At 69.3% G+C, this 19926-nt stretch carries 19 protein-coding genes; 12 read left to right on the forward strand and 7 right to left on the reverse strand.

Translation table 11 applies throughout. The features are described from left to right. Positions 1-34: 34 nt before the first annotated feature. From L0984_RS18920 to L0984_RS18930, 3 genes are all read right to left on the reverse strand, one after another. Entirely contained in the window at positions 35-364 is a 330-nt protein-coding gene (locus L0984_RS18920; RefSeq protein WP_234195361.1) for a hypothetical protein, read from the reverse strand. A 191-nt stretch (positions 365-555) separates the two neighbouring features. Continuing rightward, positions 556-1539, reverse strand: a complete 984-nt coding sequence (locus L0984_RS18925) for an aldose 1-epimerase (protein WP_370646077.1) — start codon at positions 1537-1539, stop codon at positions 556-558. After that, positions 1536-2471 (reverse strand): SMP-30/gluconolactonase/LRE family protein, encoded by a 936-nt coding sequence (locus L0984_RS18930; protein ID WP_234195363.1) that lies wholly within the window; start codon positions 2469-2471, stop codon positions 1536-1538. Before L0984_RS18930 ends, L0984_RS18925 begins: the two co-directional genes overlap by 4 nt. Positions 2472-2593: 122 nt before the next feature. On the opposite strand from L0984_RS18930, the gene L0984_RS18935 reads away from it, so the two are divergent. Then, complete coding sequence (locus tag L0984_RS18935; RefSeq protein ID WP_234195364.1) at positions 2594-3388, forward strand: SDR family NAD(P)-dependent oxidoreductase; 795 nt, start codon at positions 2594-2596, stop codon at positions 3386-3388. A gap of 90 nt (positions 3389-3478) precedes the next feature. Here L0984_RS18935 and L0984_RS18940 read toward each other — a convergent pair whose 3' ends face one another. Then, positions 3479-4441 (reverse strand): LysR family transcriptional regulator, encoded by a 963-nt coding sequence (locus L0984_RS18940; protein WP_234195366.1) that lies wholly within the window; start codon positions 4439-4441, stop codon positions 3479-3481. A 188-nt stretch (positions 4442-4629) separates the two neighbouring features. Between L0984_RS18940 and L0984_RS18945 the strand changes: the two genes are divergently transcribed. Genes L0984_RS18945 through L0984_RS18985 form a run of 9 tightly spaced genes read left to right on the forward strand, consistent with a single transcriptional unit; the run spans position 4630 to position 15890 of the window. Further along, positions 4630-5598, forward strand: a complete 969-nt coding sequence (locus L0984_RS18945; RefSeq protein ID WP_234195368.1) for an ABC transporter substrate-binding protein — start codon at positions 4630-4632, stop codon at positions 5596-5598. A gap of 21 nt (positions 5599-5619) precedes the next feature. Next, positions 5620-6693 (forward strand): multiple monosaccharide ABC transporter substrate-binding protein, encoded by a 1074-nt coding sequence (gene chvE, locus L0984_RS18950; RefSeq protein WP_234195370.1) that lies wholly within the window; start codon positions 5620-5622, stop codon positions 6691-6693. Positions 6694-6748: 55 nt separating this feature from the next. Next, positions 6749-8308: a multiple monosaccharide ABC transporter ATP-binding protein gene (gene mmsA, locus L0984_RS18955; RefSeq protein ID WP_305079918.1), complete on the forward strand. Its 1560-nt coding sequence runs from the start codon at positions 6749-6751 to the stop codon at positions 8306-8308. Further along, positions 8305-9516 carry a multiple monosaccharide ABC transporter permease gene (gene mmsB / locus L0984_RS18960; RefSeq protein WP_234195374.1) on the forward strand — a complete coding sequence of 404 codons (1212 nt, stop codon included), beginning with the start codon at positions 8305-8307 and terminating at the stop codon, positions 9514-9516. The genes mmsA and mmsB overlap by 4 nt, the downstream gene beginning before the upstream one ends. Before the next feature lie 4 nt (positions 9517-9520). Further along, complete coding sequence (locus L0984_RS18965; RefSeq protein ID WP_234195376.1) at positions 9521-11062, forward strand: sugar ABC transporter ATP-binding protein; 1542 nt, start codon at positions 9521-9523, stop codon at positions 11060-11062. A gap of 1 nt (position 11063) precedes the next feature. Beyond that, positions 11064-12104 (forward strand): ABC transporter permease, encoded by a 1041-nt coding sequence (locus L0984_RS18970; RefSeq protein ID WP_234195378.1) that lies wholly within the window; start codon positions 11064-11066, stop codon positions 12102-12104. After that, on the forward strand, positions 12101-13132 hold the full coding sequence (gene yjfF / locus L0984_RS18975) for a galactofuranose ABC transporter, permease protein YjfF (RefSeq protein WP_370646079.1): 1032 nt from the start codon (positions 12101-12103) through the stop codon (positions 13130-13132). The genes L0984_RS18970 and yjfF overlap by 4 nt, the downstream gene beginning before the upstream one ends. A gap of 54 nt (positions 13133-13186) precedes the next feature. Then, positions 13187-14926, forward strand: a complete 1740-nt coding sequence (locus L0984_RS18980) for an IlvD/Edd family dehydratase (protein ID WP_234195380.1) — start codon at positions 13187-13189, stop codon at positions 14924-14926. A 37-nt stretch (positions 14927-14963) separates the two neighbouring features. Continuing rightward, positions 14964-15890: a dihydrodipicolinate synthase family protein gene (locus L0984_RS18985; protein ID WP_234195382.1), complete on the forward strand. Its 927-nt coding sequence runs from the start codon at positions 14964-14966 to the stop codon at positions 15888-15890. Between the two features lie 136 nt (positions 15891-16026). Here L0984_RS18985 and L0984_RS18990 read toward each other — a convergent pair whose 3' ends face one another. After that, positions 16027-16317 (reverse strand): YlcI/YnfO family protein, encoded by a 291-nt coding sequence (locus L0984_RS18990; protein ID WP_234195384.1) that lies wholly within the window; start codon positions 16315-16317, stop codon positions 16027-16029. Positions 16318-16484: 167 nt separating this feature from the next. On the opposite strand from L0984_RS18990, the gene L0984_RS18995 reads away from it, so the two are divergent. Further along, positions 16485-17567, forward strand: coding sequence for a serine hydrolase domain-containing protein (locus L0984_RS18995; protein WP_234195386.1), 1083 nt, complete (start codon positions 16485-16487; stop codon positions 17565-17567). Positions 17568-17678: 111 nt separating this feature from the next. Here L0984_RS18995 and L0984_RS19000 read toward each other — a convergent pair whose 3' ends face one another. After that, on the reverse strand, positions 17679-18116 hold the full coding sequence (locus L0984_RS19000) for a GNAT family N-acetyltransferase (RefSeq protein ID WP_234195388.1): 438 nt from the start codon (positions 18114-18116) through the stop codon (positions 17679-17681). Between L0984_RS19000 and L0984_RS19005 the strand changes: the two genes are divergently transcribed. Then, positions 18106-18297 carry a hypothetical protein gene (locus L0984_RS19005; protein WP_234195858.1) on the forward strand — a complete coding sequence of 64 codons (192 nt, stop codon included), beginning with the start codon at positions 18106-18108 and terminating at the stop codon, positions 18295-18297. The genes L0984_RS19000 and L0984_RS19005 overlap by 11 nt on opposite strands. Before the next feature lie 21 nt (positions 18298-18318). Here the strand turns inward: L0984_RS19005 and L0984_RS19010 are convergent, their stop codons facing one another. After that, the gene (locus L0984_RS19010) at positions 18319-19926 is read right to left on the reverse strand and encodes an AMP-binding protein (RefSeq protein WP_234195390.1); all 1608 of its coding nucleotides are present in this window, start codon (positions 19924-19926) and stop codon (positions 18319-18321) included.

The following is a 19926-nucleotide window of genomic DNA, read 5'->3' on the forward strand; positions in this document are numbered from 1 at the left end:
GCAGGGGCCGCGCCTTCCGGAAGAACGATGGCGCTCAGGGCAGCCGTACGGTGCCCTGGATGACCACTCCGGGCTCGCGCGGCGCCGGGTAGACGGGCACCGGCACGGGCACATAGGCCGGCGCGGGCGCCGGGCGGTAACCCACAGGTCCGCCGTCCTTGCATTTGCGCTTCTCGTCGAAGTCGCCGTTCTTCTTCCACTTGCGCTCGATCTTGCAGGGGCCGTCCCAGTAGGTCTCCTTGTGGCCGGGACCATGGCCCTTGCCATGGCCGCGACCGTGGGGCGGATCGGCCAAGGCAAGCGTGGGAGCGATGAGCAGGGCGCCGGCGAGGCCGGCGAACAGGCGCGTTCTTGTGGTTGTCATGGCGGACGGATGGTGACGGGTGGACGACTTCTTGCGCAGCGGAGCCTAGCCGCCCCCTTGCCGCGCGCAAGTCGGCAAAGTTCAACCGCCCGCATCGGACAACGGGACGACGGCAGCCACCTCAGCAGCTGCGCGGCGCCGACAAGGCACAGGGCCGCCAGGCGCGGCTGCGCGCGGGCCGGCTCTTTCGGTCAGGCCCCGTCCGGCAGCACGTTCCACGCGACCGACAAGCGCATGGACTCGCCCTTGCGCAACAGCCGCAGGCCCTCCTGTCCCGGCAGGTGGAAAGCGTCGATGGGATGGGTGATCGGCTCCAGGCAGAAGGCCTCGCCGTGCGGCAGCCGGTAGACCAGACAGTGGCCGTCGCCGTGCACGGCCGGCTCGATCTGCCGCAGCTGCACCTGCAGCCCCCACGCGGGCCAGCGCACCGTGGCGACGCCGTCCCAGCCGAAGAAGGCGTTGTCGATGAAGCTGCCATGGGCCGGCATGCCGGTTGGCAGGTTCCAGTCGGCCGGCAGCGTGGTGCTGCGGCCGGTGGGGATGGGATCGGCCCCGCTCAGCCACACGCCCTGCACCGCCGCATGGATGCGCGTATCGGTCGCGCGCACGAACCATGGATGCAGGCCCAGGCCGTAGGGCAGCGGCTCGTCGCCTTCGTGGCGCACCTCGACCCGTTGGTCCAGGCCATGCTCGCGCAGCCGAAGCACCTGCCGTGCGAAGAAGCGGTAGGGGCTGCCGCCGAAACCGTCGGACTGCAGCGTCATCTCGATCTCGCCTGGGCCCGTCTGCCGCAGCTGCCAGGGCTGCAGCCAGCCATCGCCATGGATCGGATAGGGCTCGCCCACGCGATTGGGCTGCATGGCATGGAAGCGGCCCGCCGCCTCGAAGCCGCCCTGCGCGATGCGGTTGGACCACGGCACCATCGCGAAGGAGGCCTGGCGGTAGAGGTCGTCGCTGCCATCCCAGGGGCGCCACAGGTCCATCGGCGCCCCTTGTGGCGGCAGCCACTGCCAGGCGGCCACGGCGCCGCCGCGCGAGGGCACGACCGCCAGCCGCTGGCCGGCATGCTGCAGCCAGTGGCGGCCCTGGGCGTCGGCCATGGGCGCCATGCTGTCGGCACCCTGGACCGGATCGGGGGACGATGCCGGCGAGCCGGCGATGTCGGAGACGTTCATGCGGCAACTCCAAAGGCATGGGCCGGCAGGCCGGCCACGTTCATCGGCACGGCAAAAAGCCCACCAGCCAGCGGCTCGCCGCGCAGGGCCACATCGTCCAGACCCACGCGGGCGGTCGTGATGTAGAGCGTGCGCAGGTCCTCGCCGCCGAAGGCGCAGTGCGTGACCTGGCTGGCGGGCACGGCGATGCGGTCCAGCTCCTCGCCCGTGTCGGGGTCGTGGGCGCTGACGCAGCCGCCACCCCAGTGTGCGATCCACAGCCGGCCGTCGGCGTCGACCGTCATGCCGTCGGGATGGCCGTCACCGGCAGAGAAGGTCAGCCAGGGACGCAGCGGCACACGCGGGCCACTGGCCGGGTCCACCTCGCAGGCCAGCACATGCCGGCCCACCGTGTCGTTCACGTACATGCGCCGCCCGTCCAGCGACCAGGCGGGGCCGTTGGTCACGCGCAGGCCGAGCAGCAGGCGCTCGCAGCGGCCCGCCTCGTCATAGCAGTACAGGTGGCCGGTGGGCTGGCGGGCGTCGAAGTCCATGCTGCCGGCCCAGAAGCGGCCGTGGTGGTCGCAGCGGCCGTCGTTGAAGCGGTTGCTGGCCGGCTCGCCCTCGGGCCGGTGCAGGTAGACCGGCCGCGAGCCCGGTGCGTCGGGATCGAAGTGCGCCATGCCCCGGCGCAGCGCCAGCATCAGGCCGGTGCCGTCGCGCCGCTCGGCCACGGCCGAGACCTCTTCGTCGAACTGCCAGCACAGGGCCTCGCCGTCGGCCGGGCGCCAGCGGAAGAGGCGGTGCGACAGGATGTCCACCCACCACAACGCCCGGCGGCGCGGCGACCACAGGGCGCCCTCGCCCAACTGGGCGCGGGCATCGAGCACGCACTGCGCCCGGCCGGCATGCAGCGGCGCGCCGCTGGCGGCAGGCAAGAAGGAAGAAGTCATGCAGGAAGCCTCATCACGCGGTGTCGCGTCTGTCTCGTCGTTTGTCTCGTCTTGACGCCATCGATGCTAGCCGGGCATATTGATGATCATTGCATGATTTCTTTGCCTCATTCGATACACAAATGAATATCCCATCTTCGAACACTGCCGAAGCCGGCTCGGCCCGCTACCCGGGCCTTCAGGGCCGCCGCGCCTTCGTCACCGGGGGCGGCAGCGGCATCGGCGCCGCCATCGTGGGCGAGCTGGCCCGCCAGGGCATGCAGGTCGCCTTCATCGACATCGCCGAGGCGCCCAGCCGGGCGCTGGCGGAATCGCTGGCGGCCGAAGGCCTGCCGGCGCCCTGGTGGCGGCGCTGCGACGTGCGCGACGTGCCCGCGCTGCAGGCCGCCATCGCCGACGCGGCCACGGCACTGGGCGACTTCCATGTGCTGGTCAACAACGTGGCCAGCGACGACCGGCACACGCTCGAATCGGTGACGCCGCAGTACTACGACGAGCGCATGGCCATCAACGAGCGGCCGGCCTTCTTCGCGATCCAGTCCGTGGTGCCCGGCATGCGCCGGCTGGGCGGCGGATCGGTGGTCAACCTGGGCTCCACCGGCTGGCAGGGCAAGGGCAGCGGCTATCCCTGCTATGCCATCGCCAAGTCGTCGGTGAACGGCCTGACGCGCGGCCTGGCCCGCACGCTGGGGCAGGACCGCATCCGCATCAACACCGTCTCGCCCGGCTGGGTGATGACCGAGCGGCAGATCGCGCTGTGGCTCGATGCCGAGGGCGAGAAGGAACTGGCCCGCAACCAGTGCCTGCCCGACCGCCTGGCGCCACAGGACATCGCGCACATGGTGGCCTTCCTGGCCAGCGACGCGGGGCGCATGTGCACGGCGCAGGAGTTCACGGTGGACGCAGGCTGGGTTTGAGCATGGTCAGCGGAGACTACCGCGTGACGGATCGAGCGCCCGCGGCCCCTCGCCCAACCTCTCCCCAGAGGGGAGAGGCGCAAGTCAGGGTCACGGGCTGAGGCCGTAGACGGGCCGGCAGGCGGTGCGCAGCGCCTGCATCAGCAGCGTGGCGCCCGGGGACAGCTGCCGGTCGGTGCGGGTGATGAGGCCGAAGTCGTCCATGTGGCAGGGCATGTCCAGCGGCAGGATGCTCAGGATGCCGTGACCGGCGTAGTAGCGCGCGACCTCGGTGGCCATGACGCACAGCATGTCGCTCTGCTGCAGCATGCGGGTGATGAAGAGCAGCGCCGCCGTCTCCACCACGTCGAAGGGCGGCGCCAGGCCGGCCTCCTGGAACATCAGGTCGAAGCGGTGCCGCAGCACGCTGCCTGCGGGCGGCACGATCCACGGCCGGGTGGCCACGTCGCCCAGCGTCAGCCCCGCCGCGCTCGACAGCGGATGCCCCGGCCGCGCCACCGCGCACACCGGCTCGCCCGTCAGCGGCTCGTAGCGCAGGTTCGACTTGTCGTCGTCGGCAAAGATGCGCGCCACCAGGATGTCCAGCCGGCCCTGGCGCAGGTAGTCGACCAGCACCGGGCTGGTCTCGATCTCCAGCACCACGCGCAGGCTGGGCTGCTCGCGCTTGACCGCCGCCACCGCCTGCGGCAGCAGCGCGAGGCCGGGCGAGGTGATGGCGCCCACGCCCACCTGGCCGTAGCGGCCGGCCTTGAGCGACATGAGCTCCTCGTGTGCCTGGTTGAGGCTGGCCAGCGCCTGGCGGGCGTGGCGGATCATGGTCTCGCCATACCAGGTGGGCCGCATGCCCCGCGGCAGGCGCTCGAAGAGCGGCACCTCCAGCACGTCTTCCAGGTCCTTGAGCAGCTTGCTGGCCGCCGGCTGCGTGATGTTGAGCGCGCGGGCGGCGGCGTGGATGTTGCCCTCGTCGGCCAGGGCCGTGAGCAGCAGCAGCTGCCGCGTCTTGAGGCGGGCGCGCAGGAACCAGTGCGGGTTGGAGGGGGAAGGGTTGCTCATCGATAGGTGGCCGGCGTCGCCTGCCGGCGCCGAGGGTTTGTGCGAATGCTCCGATTGATATCCATTCTCTTCAAAAAACCATTGGATGGATATTTTTTTGCTTCATACACTGCCTTCACGTTCGATGCGGTGCGGGTGCGCCGCACGGCGCCCACAACACCATCGATTCCTTCATCAGGAGACAACCCATGCGCCCCTCCCGTCGTCAGCTCGTCGCCCTGGCCGCCGGCCTGCCCCTCGCCATGGCCCTGCCCAGTGCCGCCTGGGCGCAGAAGAAGATCGTGCTCGGCTTCAGCCAGGTGGGCGCCGAAAGCGAATGGCGCACCGCCAATACGGAATCGATCAAGTCGGCCGCCAAGGAGGGGGGCATCGAGCTCAAGTTCTCCGACGCGCAGCAGAAGCAGGAAAACCAGATCAAGGCCATCCGCGCCTTCATCGCCCAGAAGGTGGACGTGATCGCCTTCTCGCCGGTGGTCGAGACCGGCTGGGACAACGTGCTGCGCGAGGCCAAGGCCGCCAAGATCCCGGTGGTGCTGACGGACCGCGCCGTCAACACCAAGGACACCTCGCTCTACGTCACCTTCATGGGCTCTGACTTCGTCGAAGAGGGCCGCAAGGCCGGCCGCTGGCTGGTGGACAAGATGAAGGACCAGAAGGGCGAAGTCCGCATCGTCGAGCTGCAGGGCACCGTGGGCTCGGCCCCCGCCATCGACCGCAAGAAGGGCTTCGAGGAAATCATCAAGGCCGATCCCAAGTTCAAGATCGTGCGCTCGCAGACCGGCGACTTCACCCGCGCCAAGGGCAAGGAGGTGATGGAAGCCTTCCTGAAGGCCGAGGGCAAGAACGGCATCAATGTGCTCTACGCGCACAACGACGACATGGCCATCGGCGCCATCCAGGCCATCGAGGAAGCGGGCCTGAAGCCCGCCAAGGACATCACCATCATCTCGGTGGACGCGGTCAAGGGCGCCTTCGAGGCCATGATGGCCGGCAAGCTCAACGTCTCCGTCGAATGCTCGCCGCTGCTGGGGCCGCAGTTGATGACGGCGGTGAAGGACATCGTGGCGGGCAAGCCGGTGGCCAAGCGCATCGTCACCGAGGAAGGCATCTTCCCCATGGAGACGGCCGCTGCCGAGTTCCCGAAGCGCAAGTACTGATCTTCGAGGGAGCACAACAACATGAAGCGCACCTTCCTCAAGACCCTCGTGGCCGGCGCAGCGCTGGCCGCCACCAGCCTGCTGCCACCACTCGCGCAAGCCCAGGACAAGGGCCTCATCGGCATCGCCATGCCGACCAAGTCCTCGGCACGCTGGATCGCCGATGGCGACAACATGGTCAAGGTGCTGAAGGACCGGGGCTACAAGACCGACCTGCAGTACGCCGAGGACGACATTCCCAACCAGCTGGCGCAGATCGAGAACATGATCACCCGCGGCGCCAAGGTGCTGGTGGTGGCCTCCATCGACGGCACCACGCTCGGCAAGGCGCTGCAGAACGCGGCCGACCGCGGCATCAAGGTCATCGCCTACGACCGGCTGATTCGCAACAGCAAAAACGTCGACTACTACGCCACCTTCGACAACTTCCAGGTCGGCGTGCTGCAGGCCAACTCCATCGTGGACAAGCTGGGCCTCAAGCAGGGCAAAGGCCCCTTCAACATCGAGCTGTTCGGCGGCTCGCCCGACGACAACAACGCCTTCTTCTTCTACGACGGGGCGATGAGCGTGCTCAAGCCCTACATCGACAGCGGCAAGCTGGTGGTGCGCAGCAAGCAGATGGGCATGGACAAGGTGGGCACGCTGCGCTGGGACGGCGCGGTGGCACAGGCCCGCATGGACAACCTGCTGTCGGCCTTCTACGGCAACGCGCGCGTCGATGCAGTGCTCTCGCCGTACGACGGGCTGTCCATCGGCATCCTTTCGTCGCTCAAGGGCGTGGGCTACTGCACCGCGCAGCAGCCCTGCCCCGTGGTGAGCGGGCAGGACGCCGAGGTGCCTTCGGTCAAGTCGATCCTGCGCGGCGAGCAGTCCTCCACCGTGTTCAAGGACACGCGCGAGCTGGCCAAGGTCACGGCCGACATGGTCGACGCCGTGGTCTCGGGCAAGCAGCCCCAGGTCAACGACACCAAGACCTACAACAACGGCGTGAAGGTGGTGCCGTCGTACCTGCTCAAGCCGGTGAGCGTGGACAAGAGCAACTGGGAACAGGTGCTCGTGGGCAGCGGCTACTACAAGGCCGCGCAGTTCAAGTAACAGCCAGGCCGGCGCTGCGCCCCCCGGGCAAAGCGCCGGCAACCCTGCCATGACCTTGCTGCTGGAGATGCGCCACATCCGCAAGACCTTTCCCGGGGTCGTGGCCCTGGACCGGGTGGAGCTGGGTGTCGAAGCCGGAAAGATCCACGCCCTGGTGGGCGAGAACGGCGCGGGCAAGTCCACGCTGATGAAGGTGCTGAGCGGCGTCTACCCGCACGGCGAGTACGAGGGCGAGATCGTCTACGACGGCCAGGTGCAGCGCTTCGGCGGCATCCACGACAGCGAGCGCGCCGGCATCATCATCATCCACCAGGAGCTGGCGCTGGTGCCCATGCTCTCCATCGCCGAGAACCTGTTCCTGGGCAACGAGGTGGCGCGCGGCGGCGTCATCGACTGGACCGAGGCGCACCGCCGCACCCGCGCGCTGCTGGCCAAGGTGGGCCTGCGCATGTCGCCCGAGACGCCGGTGGGCGACCTGGGCATCGGCCAGCAGCAGTTGGTGGAGATCGCCAAGGCCCTGGCCAAGCAGGTGCGCCTGCTGATCCTGGACGAGCCCACCGCCAGCCTCAATGAGAACGACAGCGCCGCCCTGCTCGAGCTGCTGATGGAGCTGCGCACGCAGGGCATCACCTGCATCCTGATCTCGCACAAGCTCAACGAGATCGCTCGCGTGGCCGACACCGTGACGGTGCTGCGCGACGGCAGCAGCGTGCAGACGATCGACTGCAGCGCCGGCCCAGTGGATGAGAACGAGGTCATCCGCGCCATGGTCGGCCGCGCCATGGCCGACCGCTACCCGCCGCGCATGCCGAAGATCGGCGCCGTCGGATTCGAGGTGAGCGGCTGGCAGGCGCACCATCCGCAGCGGCCCGAGCGGCCCTTCCTGCAGGACCTGAACCTGACCGTGCGCCGCGGCGAGGTGGTGGGCATCGCCGGCTTGATGGGGGCTGGCCGCACCGAGTTCGCCATGAGCGTGTTCGGCCGCAGCTGGGGCCAGCGCGTGGCCGGCACGGTGCGCATCGATGGCCGCGAAGTCGATGTGAGCACGGTGGGCAGGGCCATCGCCCAGGGCCTGGCCTACGTGACCGAGGACCGCAAGGGCGCCGGCCTGGTGCTGGACGAGAGCATCCGCTTCAACACCTCGCTCGCCCACCTGAAGGGCGTGTCGCGCGCCGGCGTGATCGATCCGCTGCAGGACACGGCCGTGGCCGAGCGCTTTCGCCGCGCCATGCGCATCCGCACGCCCGACGTGCTGCAGAAGACGCTGAACCTCTCGGGCGGCAACCAGCAGAAGGTGGTGCTGGGCAAGTGGCTGTTCACCGAGCCCAAGGTGCTGATCCTCGACGAGCCGACGCGCGGCATCGACGTCGGCGCCAAGTACGAGATCTACGCGCTCATCGCCGAGCTGGCGGCCCAGGGCCGCTGCGTGATCGTCATTTCCTCCGAGATGCCCGAGCTGCTGGGCATCACCGACCGCATCTACGTGATGAACGAAGGCCGCTTCGTCGCCGAGATGCCCACGGCCGAGGCCACGCAGGAGCGGATCATGGGCGCCATCGTGCGCGGCCATGGCGCCGCGCGCGGGCCCGTGGCCAAGACGGAAGCCCTTGCATGACCGACAACGCCGCCTCCCTCCCCCGCGCCGCCGCACCGGCGGCCGCGCCGGCGCCTTCCACCGCCGCCTTCCTGCGTCACAACTTCCGCGAGTACGGCATGCTGGTGTGCCTGGTCGCGATCATGGTGCTCTTCCAGGTGCTGACCGACGGCACGCTGATGCAGCCGCTCAACCTCACCAACCTGGTGCTGCAGAACAGCTACATCGTCATCATGGCGCTGGGCATGCTGCTGGTGATCGTGGCGGGCCACATCGACCTGTCGGTGGGCTCGGTCAGCGGCTTCATCGGCGCGCTGGCGGCGGTACTGATGGTCAACCACGACTGGCCGGTGATCCCGGCCGCGCTGGCCTGCCTGGTGGGCGGCGCGCTCATCGGCGCGGCGCAGGGCTGGTTCGTCGCCTATGCGCGCATCCCCTCCTTCATCGTCACCCTGGCGGGCATGCTGGTGTTCAAGGGCCTGGCACTGGCGCTGCTGCAGGGGCAATCGGTGGGGCCCTTTCCCGACAGCTTCCAGCGGCTGAGTTCCGGCTTCATCCCCGATGCCTTCGGCACCCAGGGCCTGCGGCTGACCTCGCTGCTGATCGGCGTGGCCATGGCCACCGTCTTCGCCGTCGCCGGGTGGCGATCGCGGCAACGCCAGCAGGCGCATGGCATCGTGGACGAGCCGGCCGGGTTCTTCGCGGCCAAGACGCTGGTCTTCGCAGGCCTGCTGATCGGCTTCGCCTGGATGATGGCCTCGTACCGCGGCCTGCCCAATGTGCTGGTGGTGATGGCGGTGCTGATCGTGCTGTTCGACTTCGTCACCCGCCGCACGGTGCTGGGCCGACGCGTGTACGCCCTCGGCGGCAACGAGAAGGCGGCACGGCTGTCGGGCATCGACACGCGGCGGCTGAGCTTCTATGCCTTCGTCAACATGGGCGTGCTGGCGGCGCTGGCGGGCCTGGTGTTCGCGGCGCGGCTCAACACCGCCACGCCCAAGGCCGGCCTGGGCTTCGAGCTGGACGTGATCGCGGCCTGCTTCATCGGCGGGGCCTCGGCCTCGGGTGGCGTGGGCAAGGTCACCGGTGCGGTGATCGGCGCCTTCGTCATGGGCGTGATGAACAACGGCATGTCGATCATGGGCATCGGCATCGACTACCAGCAGGTGATCAAGGGGCTGGTGCTTCTGGCCGCCGTGTTCATCGACGTCTGGCACAAGAACCGCTGAAGCCATGGCTGCCGTCCCCTCTTCCCCAACCGCCGCGCCGGTGCTCGAACTCACCGGCATCGGCAAGCGCTTCGGCACCGTGCCCGTGCTGCAGGACGTGCAGCTGCGCCTGTACCCCGGCGAGATCCATGCGCTGATGGGCCAGAACGGCGCGGGCAAGTCCACGCTGATCAAGGTGCTCACCGGCGTCTTCCCGGCCAACGAGGGCCGAATGGTGCTGGCCGGCGCGCCCATCGTGCCGACCTCGCCCGCGCATGCGCAGGCGCTGGGCATCAGCACCGTCTACCAGGAAGTGAACCTCTGCCCCAACCTGTCGGTGGCCGAGAACGTGTTCGCCGGCCGCTACCCGCGCCGCGGCCTGATGCAGGGCCGGCGCATCGACTGGGCCGCGGTCAACGAAGGCGCCCGCACGCTGCTGGCGCGCGTGGGGCTGGACATCGACGTGACGCGGCTGCTGGCCAGCTACCCGGTGGCGGTGCAGCAGCTGGTCTCCATCGCCCGCGCGCTGGGCGTGGATGCGCGGGTGCTGATCCTGGACGAGCCCACCTCCAGCCTGGACGACGACGAGGTGCGCAAGCTCTTCGAGGTGATGCGCCGGCTGCGGGACGAGGGTCTGGCCATCGTCTTCGTCACCCACTTCATGAACCAGGTGTATGCCGTGTCGGACCGCATCACCGTGCTGCGCAACGGCCGCTTCGTGGGCGAATGGCCGACGGCCGAGCTGCCGGCGCCGGCGCTGATCTCGGCCATGGTGGGCCGCGAGCTGGCCGCGGCGCAGGGCCAGTCGGCCGCGCTGCCAGCGGCTGCTGTCGGTGAGACGCCGCTGCTCAAGGCCGAGGGCCTGGGCCAGAAGGCACAGCTGCACCCCATCGACCTGCAGGTGCGCGCCGGCGAGGTGGTCGGCCTGGCCGGGCTGCTGGGCGCGGGCCGCACCGAGCTGGCCCGCCTGCTCTTCGGGCTGGAGGCGGCCGACAGCGGCACACTGTGGATCGATGGCCAGGCGCAGCGCTTCGGCAGCCCCACCGAGGCCATCGCCGCCGGCCTGGCGCTGTGCCCGGAAGAGCGCAAGACCGACGGCATCGTGGCCGAGCTGTCGGTGCGCGAGAACATCGCGCTGGCCCTGCAGGCCCGGCGCGGCGCACTGCACTTCATTCCCCATGCCGAGCAGGTGCGCATGGCCGAGCACTACGTCGCCGCGCTGGGCATCAAGACCGCCAGCATCGACACGCCCATCGGGCTGCTCTCTGGCGGCAACCAGCAGAAGGCCGTCATCGCCCGCTGGCTGGCCACGGCGCCGCGCCTCTTGATCCTGGACGAGCCCACGCGCGGCATCGACGTGGCGGCCAAGCAGGAAATCATGGAACAGATTCTCCAGCTCGCGAAGGCGGGCATGGCGGTGCTGTTCATCTCGTCCGAGATCAGCGAGGTGGTGCGCGTGGCCCACCGCATCGTCGTGCTGCGCGACCGCGCGAAGGTGGGCGAGCTGCCCGCCGGCAGCAGCGAGGACGACGTGTACGAACTCATCGCCGCGGAGCCGGCGCACTGACATGCCTCCTTCCCTCCTCTCACGACTGATGCAGCACCGCCTTGCCTGGCCGCTGCTCACGCTGGCGCTGCTGCTGGCGGTCAACGCCGGCTTCAACCCGGGCTTCCTGCACCTGGAGTGGCGCGACGGCCACCTCTACGGCAGCCTGGTCGACATCCTCAACCGCGCGGCGCCGCTGGTGGTGGTGTCGCTGGGCATGACGCTGGTGATCGCCACGCGCGGCATCGACATCTCGGTGGGCGCGGTGGTCGCCATCTGCGCGGCCGTGGCGGCCTGGCTGATCGGCGGCGCGGTCGATGGCCAGAGCGCCCGCTTCGGCCTGCCGCTGGCGGTGGCCGGTGCCCTGGGCGTGGCCCTGCTGTGCGGGCTGTGGAACGGCCTGCTGGTGGGCGCCATCGGCATGCAGCCCATCATCGCGACGCTGATCCTGATGGTGGCCGGCCGCGGCCTGGCGCAGCTGATCACCGACGGGCAGATCCTGACCATCTACTACAAGCCCTTCTTCTTCATCGGTGGCGGCTACCTGGTTGGCCTGCCCTTCTCGGTGTACGTGGCGGCGGCCGTGCTCGCGCTGCTGGGCCTGGCCTGCACCCGCACCGCCCTAGGCCTGTTCATCCAGGCCGTGGGCATCAATCCGACGGCGGCGCGGGTGGCGGGCGTGAAGGCGCGGCGACTCATCGTCGGCTGCTATGCGGTGTGCGGGCTGTGCGCCGGCATCGCCGGGCTGCTGATCAGCTCGAACGTCAAGAGTGCGGACGGCAACAACGCCGGCCAGTTGATGGAGCTGGACGCCATCCTGGCCGTGACACTGGGCGGCACACTGCTCACCGGCGGACGCTTCAGCCTGGTGGGCAGCGCCATCGGTGCGCTCATCATCCAGACGCTGACCTATGCCATCTATTCGCTGGGCGTGCCGCCCGAGATCAACCTGGTGGTCAAGGCGGCCGTGGTGTTCGTCGTGATGCTGCTCCAGTCCGCCGAATTCCGCGCCATGCTGCGCACCCTGGCCGTGCGGCCCGCCCCGCGGGAGCAGCTGCGATGAGCGCCGTATTGCCCACCGCCCGCGCCGCCGACAAGGCAAGGTCCATGACGCCGGCACGACCGCGCCGCCGCCTCGACCCCAAGTACCTGCCCCTGGCCGCCACCATCTCGCTCTTCGCGGCCGTGGTGCTGGCCGGCTCGCTGCGCTACGACGGCTTCTTCTCGCTGCAGGTCTTCCTCAACCTGCTGATCGACAACAGCTTCCTGCTGGTGGTGGCGGTGGGCATGACCTTCGTCATCCTCACCGGCGGCATCGACCTGTCGGTGGGCTCGGTGATCGCCTTCTCGACCATGGTGCTCGCCACGCTGGTGGAGCAACACGGCTGGAGCCCCGCACCGGCCATCGCCGTGGTGCTGGTGATGGGCACGGCCTTCGGTGCTTTCATGGGCCTCCTGATCGAGCGCTTCCGGCTGCAGCCCTTCATCGTCACGCTGGCCGGCATGTTCCTGGCGCGGGGGCTGTGCTATCTGATCAGCATCGACTCCATCAGCATCACCAGCGAGGCCTACACCGAGCTGGCCCAGCTGCGCCTGCCCTTCTTCGCCGAGACCTCGCTGTCGCTGGGCGCCGTGATCGGCGTGGCGGTGCTGCTGGTCGCGATGTACGTGGCCCACTGCACGCCCTTCGGCCGCACGGTGTACGCCATCGGCGGCAACGAGCATTCGGCCCATCTCATGGGCCTGCCGGTGCGCCGCACGCTTGTGGGCGTGTATGCCCTGTCGGGCCTGTGCTCGGCCCTGGCCGGCGTGCTCTTCACCTTCTACATGCTCTCGGGCTACGGCCTGCATGCCGTGGGCATGGAGCTGGACGCCATCGCCGCCGTGGTGATCGGCGGCGCGCTGCTCAGCGGCGGCGTGGGCTACGTGGCCGGCACGCTGTTCGGCGTGCTGATGCTGGGCGTGATCCAGACTCTCATCGCCTTCGACGGCACCCTGAGCTCGTGGTGGACGCGCATCGTCGTCGGCCTGCTGCTCTTCGCCTTCTGCCTGCTGCAGCGCGTGGTGTCGCTGCGCACGGCGCGTCGCTGACCCTGCCTCCCGCCCCCTTCAAAGACCGTTGCCTCCGACCTCCTGAAAGCCACCATGTCCGACACAACCCCCAAGAAAAAGCTGCGCTCCACCGAGTGGTTCGGCCACAACGACAAGAACGGCTTCATGTACCGCAGCTGGATGAAGAACCAGGGCTTCCCCGACCATGAGTTCGACGGCCGCCCGGTGATCGGCATCTGCAACACCTGGTCGGAGCTGACGCCCTGCAATGCCCACTTCCGCAAGATCGCCGAGCATGTGCGGCGCGGCGTGTACGAGGCGGGTGGCTTTCCGGTGGAGTTCCCGGTGTTCTCCAACGGCGAGTCCAACCTGCGGCCCACCGCCATGCTCACCCGCAACCTGGCGGCCATGGACGTGGAGGAGGCCATCCGCGGCAACCCCATCGACGCCGTGGTGCTGCTGGCCGGTTGCGACAAGACCACGCCCGCGCTGCTGATGGGCGCCGCCAGCTGCGACGTGCCGGCCATCGTGGTCTCGGGTGGGCCCATGCTCAACGGCAAGCTCGACGGCAAGAACATCGGCTCGGGCACCTCGGTGTGGCAGCTGCACGAGTCGCTCAAGGCCGGCGAGATCGACCTGCACAAGTTCCTCTCGGCCGAAGGCGGCATGTCGCGCTCGGCCGGCACCTGCAACACCATGGGCACGGCCTCGACCATGGCCTGCATGGCCGAGTCGCTGGGCGTCACGCTGCCGCACAACGCCGCCATTCCGGCGGTGGACGCGCGGCGCTATGTGCTGGCGCACCTGTCGGGCCAGCGCATCGTGCAGATGGCCAAGGACGACCTCACGCTGTCGAAGATCCTCACCCGCCAGGCCTTCGAGAACGCCATCCGCACCAACGCGGCCATCGGCGGCTCGACCAACGCGGTGATCCACCTCAAGGCCATTGCCGGGCGCATCGGCGTGGACCTGGAGCTGGAGGACTGGACGCGCGTCGGCCAGGGCATGCCCACGCTGGTGGACCTGATGCCCTCGGGCCGCTTCCTGATGGAGGAGTTCTATTACGCCGGCGGCCTGCCGGGCGTGCTGCGCCGCATGGGCGAGGCGGGGCTGCTGCCGCATCCCGAGGCCCTGACCGTGAACGGCCACAGCCTGTGGGACAACGTGCGCGAAGCGCCCATCCACGACCCCGAGGTCATCCGCCCGCTGGACAAGCCGCTCATCGCCGACGGCAGCATCCGCGTGCTGCGCGGCAACCTGTCGCCGCGCGGCGCCGTGCTCAAGCCTTCCGCCGCCACGCCGGCCCTGCTCAAGCACCGGGGCCGGGCCGTGGTGTTCGAGAACCTGGAGCACTACAAGGAGCGCATCGTCGACGAGGCCCTCGACGTCGATGCCGACTCGGTGCTGGTGCTCAAGAACTGCGGCCCGCGCGGCTACCCCGGCATGGCCGAGGTGGGCAACATGGGCCTGCCGCCCAAGCTGCTGCGCCAGGGCATCAAGGACATGGTCCGCATCTCCGACGCCCGCATGAGCGGCACCGCCTACGGCACCGTGGTGCTGCACGTCGCGCCCGAGGCGGCGGCCGGCGGGCCGCTGGCCATGGTGCGCGACGGCGACTGGATCGAGCTGGACAGCGACGCCGGCCGCCTGCACCTGGACATCTCCGACGAGGAATACGCGAGCCGCATGGCCGACGTGCAGAAGAGCCTGACGCCCCCCGGCGGCGGCTACCGCAAGCTGTACGTGGAGCATGTGCTGCAGGCCGACGAGGGCTGCGACCTGGACTTTCTGGTGGGCTGCCGCGGCGCCGCGGTGCCGCGCCATTCGCACTGAGTCTTCCCCTTCAAACCAGCCCACACGCGACCCGCCCATGGCCCATCCCGCCACCCCGTACCGCGGCATCTTCCCGGTGGTGCCCACCACCTTCACCGAGAGCGGCGAGCTCGACCTGCCCAGCCAGAAGCGCGCGCTCGACTTCATGATCGACGCGGGGGTGGACGGCCTGGCCATCCTCGCCAACTTCTCGGAGCAGTTCTCGCTGTCGGACCAGGAGCGCGAGGTGCTCACCCGCACCGCGCTGGAACATGTGGCCGGTCGCGTGCCGGTGATCGTCACCACCTCGCACTACGCCACGCGCATCTGCGCCGAGCGCAGCCGCCGCGCGCAGGACATGGGCGCCGCCATGGTGATGGTGATGCCGCCCTACCACGGCGCCACCTTCCGCGTGCCCGAGGCGCAGATCCAGGCCTTCTACCAGCAGGTGTCGGACGCCATCGACATTCCCATCATGGTCCAGGACGCGCCCGCCAGCGGCACGGTGCTCGCGCCCGGCTTCCTGGCCCGCATGGCGCGCGAGATCGAACATGTGTCGTACTTCAAGATGGAGACCGCCGGCGCCGCCAACAAGCTGCGCGAGCTGATCCAGCTGGGCGGCGACGCCATCGAAGGGCCCTGGGACGGCGAAGAAGCCATCACCCTGCTGGCCGACCTGCATGCCGGCGCCACGGGCGCCATGACCGGCGGCGGCTTCCCGGACGGCATCCGCCCCATCCTGGAGGCACACCGCCGCGGGGACATGGACGGCGCCTTCGCGCACTACCAGCGCTGGCTGCCCCTGATCAACCACGAGAACCGCCAGGCCGGCATGTTGGCGGCCAAGGCGCTGATGAAGGAAGGCGGCGTGATCGCCTGCGAGGCGCCGCGACACCCGCTGCCGCCCATGCACCCGGCCACGCGCCGCGAGCTGATCGACATCGCACGGCGGCTGGATCCGCTGGTGCTGCGCTGGGGGCGGTGAAGGGGCGGGGCGTTGCGGGAGTGCCCGGCCATCGAAGCCAGATCGACGTCCGCCGCCGTCTTGGCCTGATCGATCCGATACGGGAAAAGTCTGAACAACTCCGCGCGGGCCTGCGGCGCGAACATCACGGCAAAGGTCATCGCGCCTTGGCTTGCGCAACCCCCAGCTGCTTGCGCCGGCTCTCCAGACGCTGGCGCATTTCGCCGATGACCTCACCGGCAGGATGCGCCACACCCGTGCGCGAATACGCCTGCCACGCCGCCTCGCCCCGGGCATGAAACTCCGCCTCGGCGCGCCGGTACGCCACTGCGCTGCGCACGCTGTCTTCGATGAACCCGGCCAACGACTCGCCGTCGCGAAGCAGGGACTCCAGCTCGGCGCGAAGCTCTGGCTCGACGCCTACCTCAGGAAGGATGGCTGACTTCATCCGAAAATTGTGCTTCAAGTGTGTGCATCGACACGGCGCCGCATTCCGAGTCGACAGCCCGCCGGGACACCACCCTCGCGGCCCCATCCTGCAGCCCGTCGCCGTATCCAGCGCTTGCTCGCGTCGTCGCATTCCCGCAAGATGCGGCGCACCGACCAAGGCCCAACATGCAGAACGAGACGCCATCGCGCCGAACGCTCATCTCCCGCGGATTGGCGCTCACAGCCGGGACGCTGCTGCCCCTTCCTGCCGCCATGGCGGCGGAAAGCCCGGCGGACTGGGCCGCGCCGAAGGCAGACGCCAGCGCCCAGGATGTCGCGATCCGAAGGGTTCTGGACGAAGCGCAGTCGGTGGCCGCACTCCGAAGCGTCCTGGTGGTCAGGAACGGGGACCTCGTCGCCGAACAGTACTACGGTGGCGCGACGGCCTCGGCGCTGCAAGGGGTGAACTCGGTGACCAAGAGCGTCGCATCGATGCTCGTGGGCATGGCCATCGACCAGGGCAGGATCAAGGGTCTGTCGGAGACGGTCGCTACCCTCCTGCCGTCGGCGGCGGCCAACGCGCCGGGCTCGCCCGTCCTGGCGGTCACACTCGAACAGATTCTGAGTGGCACGTCGGGGCTGGTCTACGACTTCCGGACCGGCATGGCAGCGCTGCAGGCGGCTGAAGATCCGGTCGCCTACGCACTGAGCCTCCCCGTCGATCCGGCGCAGGTCGGACGATGGGGCTACAACGACGCGGCGGTGTCGTTGCTGTCGCCCATACTCACCCAGGCGCAGGGCATGCCTGTAGATCAGTTCGCCCAGCGCGACCTGTTCGGTCCACTGGGCATCGAGCGCGTCGCGGCGGTCCGCGACAAGGCGGGTCGCTTCATGAGCTTCGGCGGTCTGCGCCTGCGCGCACGGGACCTCGCCAAGATTGCCTGGACCATGGCCGACGACGGCCGCTGGAAGGGGCGGCAGGTGGTGCCGAAGGAATGGGTGGACGCCAGCACGCGCCCTCGTGTGCCCACCACATGGCAGGCCGGGCCCGTGAAGAACACGAGCTACGGCTACCTGTGGTTCTCAGGCAGCCTGACCGGCCGCCCGGTCTTCTGGGCCTGGGGCTACGGCGCGCAGTTTGCGCTGGTAGTGCCCTCTCTGCGACTCGCCGTGACCACGACCGCGACGAATCCGCCCGTCCGCGAGCTGGCGGCACAGAACAGCGCGGTGATGACGGTGGTGGAGAGGATCGTGGCGGCAGCGGGATGAGCGCCTGTGGCCGGAGCCCACAGGTCTCGCACCCAGTGGTGGTCGACTCTGCAGGCATCTTCTCGCGCACCGACGCCCGCGTGACGCCCGCCTTCTCGCCAAGCAGTCAGTTCAGCAGCGCGGCGTCGACAGCGATTTCTTCATGCAACAGAGATAGAAGCCCGGCGCATAGTCATCGATGCGGGCGTATTCCTCATAGCCATGCTTGCGATAGAACGCCGGCGCCTGCCACTCGAAGGTTTCCAGCTTGGCATGCCGGGCGCCCAGTTCAATGGCCTGCCGCTCGGCCTCGGCAAGCAGGCGGCTCCCGAGACCAGCGCCACGCGCATCGGCCTCGACGAAGAGCACGTCGATGGTGAGCCAATGGAGGAAGACGACGCTGCGCAGCCCACCCAGCAGCCGCCCGTAGCGGTCTCGCGCGTTGAGCCGGATGTACTGCTGGTCAGGATACTCACCGACGAAGCCGTAGTTGTACTGACGCAATCGGCGGCCGAGCTCGCCGGAGTGCACTTCTTCCGGGGTGGCCGTGGCAATCGTGATGTTGTCCATCGTGAGGAACCGGGGTGGATTCGGCGGCGATCTGCCGCTGGACGAGGCTGTCGGCGCGAGCATAGACCTGAGCGCCGCACCCTGCACCCATCCGCTGCCGCCCATGCACCCGGCCACCCGCCGCGAGCTGATCGACATCGCGCGGCCGCTGGCTCCGCTGGTGCTGCGCTGGGGGCGCTGAGCAGCGCCCCATCCGTCAGCCTCAGCCGCGCAGCAGGCGCCGCAGCAGCTTGCCGGTGCCCGTGGCGGGCAGGGCGTCCAGCAGCTCCAGCTGCCGCGGCACCTTGTAGTGGGACATGTTCTCGCGCGCCCAGGCCAGCAGCGCGTCCCGGTCGAAGGACCCGGCGCCCGCCGAGGGCACGACGAAGGCCTTCACCACCTCGCCCTTGTCGGCATCGGGCACGCCGATCACGGCCACCTGGGCCACATCCGGATGCAGGATCAGGATCGACTCCACCTCTTCCGGAAAGACGCTGTAGCCCGACACCTTGATCATCTCCTTGACCCGGCCGATGAAGCTCAGGTAGCCCTGCGCGTCCAGCCGGCCGATGTCGCCCGTGTGCACCCAGCCGTCCCGGAGCACCTCGGCGGTGGCCTCGGGCCGGTTCCAGTAGCCATGGAACACGCCCTGGCTGCGCACCACGATCTGTCCGCTCTCGCCCACCGGCACCGGCTCGCCGGCCTCGTCGAGGATGCGCAACTCCACGCCCGGGCCCGGCACGCCGTTGGTGCCCCAGCGCACGGCATCGCGCGGCATCAGCACATCGTTGGTGTGGGTCTCCGACAGGCCATAGCCCGCCTCGTACACCAGGCAGTCGTTGGCGAAGGCGCTCCAGCGTTCGGCCAGCGCCTGCGTCAGCTTGATGCCGAAGCTGGTGGCCATGGTGGTCTTCAGGCTCGACAGGTCGAACCCGGCCGCGCCGGGCGCCTTCATCGTGGCCTCGAGCATGGGCGCCATCGCGTACCACCAGGTGACGCGGAAGCGCTCGATGCTCTGCAGCACCGCGAGCGGGTCCATGCGGTTGAGCAGCACGATGGTGGCGCCGGTGTAGGCCAGCAGCGTGACGCCGCAGATCATGCCGGCGATGTGGTAGACCGGCGCGACCGCCAGCATCGTGTCCTCGGCACGGATGCCGAACATCTGCGCGCCCACGGCTGTCTTGTAGAGCGCGTTGCGGTAGCTCAGCATCGCGCCCTTGGGCATGCCGGTGGTGCCCGAGGTGTAGGTCATGAGGGCCACGTCGTCCATGCCGAGCGCGGGCCGCGGCGGCTGGGGATGCGGTTCGGCGGTGGCTTCGCTGAAGTCGATCACGCCCTCGGGCAGCGGCGTGCGCGCCAGCAGCTCCGGCGGCACCTCGACCTGCGGCTCGGACGGCAGCAGGTCGGCATAGCGCACCGCATACACATGCGGCACCGCCACCCGGTCGCGCACCGACATCACGATGGGCAGCAGATGGTCCGCCGCCACGAGGGCCTTGGCGCCCAGATCACCCACCTGGTAGGCGAACTCGTGCGCCTTGAACATGGGGCTGCAGGGGCTCACGATGGCCCCCAGCTTCTGGATCCCGAAATGCGCCACCAGGTATTGGGGGCAGTTCTGCAGGAAGAGCGCGACCCGGTCGCCCGGGCCCACGCCCGCCCGGTGCAGCGTCTGCGCGAAGGCGTCGCTCATGCGGTCGAGTTCGGCATAGCTCAGCGCCCGGCCGTACCAGACGATGGCCGCCTTGTCGGGCTGGTGCCGCGCATGGGCACGCAGGTATTCATGCAGCGGCTGTTCGCCGAGCGGATAGTCGATGAGGGTCTGGCTCAT

Source organism: Pseudacidovorax sp. NFM-22 (genome assembly GCF_021401245.1).
Lineage (GTDB): Bacteria > Pseudomonadota > Gammaproteobacteria > Burkholderiales > Burkholderiaceae_C > Xenophilus.

Bases quoted from the DNA above. Each gene is read 5' to 3' on its own strand.
- L0984_RS18970 (WP_234195378.1), top strand. From the start codon at position 11,064: ATGCCTCCTTCCCTCCTCTCACGACTGATGCAGCACCGCCTTGCCTGG.
- L0984_RS18925 (WP_370646077.1), bottom strand. From the start codon at position 1,539: ATGAACGTCTCCGACATCGCCGGCTCGCCGGCATCGTCCCCCGATCCG.
- L0984_RS18995 (WP_234195386.1), top strand. From the start codon at position 16,485: ATGCAGAACGAGACGCCATCGCGCCGAACGCTCATCTCCCGCGGATTG.
- chvE (WP_234195370.1), top strand. From the start codon at position 5,620: ATGAAGCGCACCTTCCTCAAGACCCTCGTGGCCGGCGCAGCGCTGGCC.
- L0984_RS18945 (WP_234195368.1), top strand. From the start codon at position 4,630: ATGCGCCCCTCCCGTCGTCAGCTCGTCGCCCTGGCCGCCGGCCTGCCC.
- L0984_RS18920 (WP_234195361.1), bottom strand. From the start codon at position 364: ATGACAACCACAAGAACGCGCCTGTTCGCCGGCCTCGCCGGCGCCCTG.
- L0984_RS18940 (WP_234195366.1), bottom strand. From the start codon at position 4,441: ATGAGCAACCCTTCCCCCTCCAACCCGCACTGGTTCCTGCGCGCCCGC.
- L0984_RS18965 (WP_234195376.1), top strand. From the start codon at position 9,521: ATGGCTGCCGTCCCCTCTTCCCCAACCGCCGCGCCGGTGCTCGAACTC.
- L0984_RS19000 (WP_234195388.1), bottom strand. From the start codon at position 18,116: ATGGACAACATCACGATTGCCACGGCCACCCCGGAAGAAGTGCACTCC.
- L0984_RS19005 (WP_234195858.1), top strand. From the start codon at position 18,106: ATGTTGTCCATCGTGAGGAACCGGGGTGGATTCGGCGGCGATCTGCCG.
- L0984_RS18985 (WP_234195382.1), top strand. From the start codon at position 14,964: ATGGCCCATCCCGCCACCCCGTACCGCGGCATCTTCCCGGTGGTGCCC.
- L0984_RS18935 (WP_234195364.1), top strand. From the start codon at position 2,594: ATGAATATCCCATCTTCGAACACTGCCGAAGCCGGCTCGGCCCGCTAC.
- L0984_RS19010 (WP_234195390.1), bottom strand. From the start codon at position 19,926: ATGAGCCAGACCCTCATCGACTATCCGCTCGGCGAACAGCCGCTGCAT.
- mmsB (WP_234195374.1), top strand. From the start codon at position 8,305: ATGACCGACAACGCCGCCTCCCTCCCCCGCGCCGCCGCACCGGCGGCC.
- L0984_RS18980 (WP_234195380.1), top strand. From the start codon at position 13,187: ATGTCCGACACAACCCCCAAGAAAAAGCTGCGCTCCACCGAGTGGTTC.
- L0984_RS18990 (WP_234195384.1), bottom strand. From the start codon at position 16,317: ATGAAGTCAGCCATCCTTCCTGAGGTAGGCGTCGAGCCAGAGCTTCGC.
- yjfF (WP_370646079.1), top strand. From the start codon at position 12,101: ATGAGCGCCGTATTGCCCACCGCCCGCGCCGCCGACAAGGCAAGGTCC.
- L0984_RS18930 (WP_234195363.1), bottom strand. From the start codon at position 2,471: ATGACTTCTTCCTTCTTGCCTGCCGCCAGCGGCGCGCCGCTGCATGCC.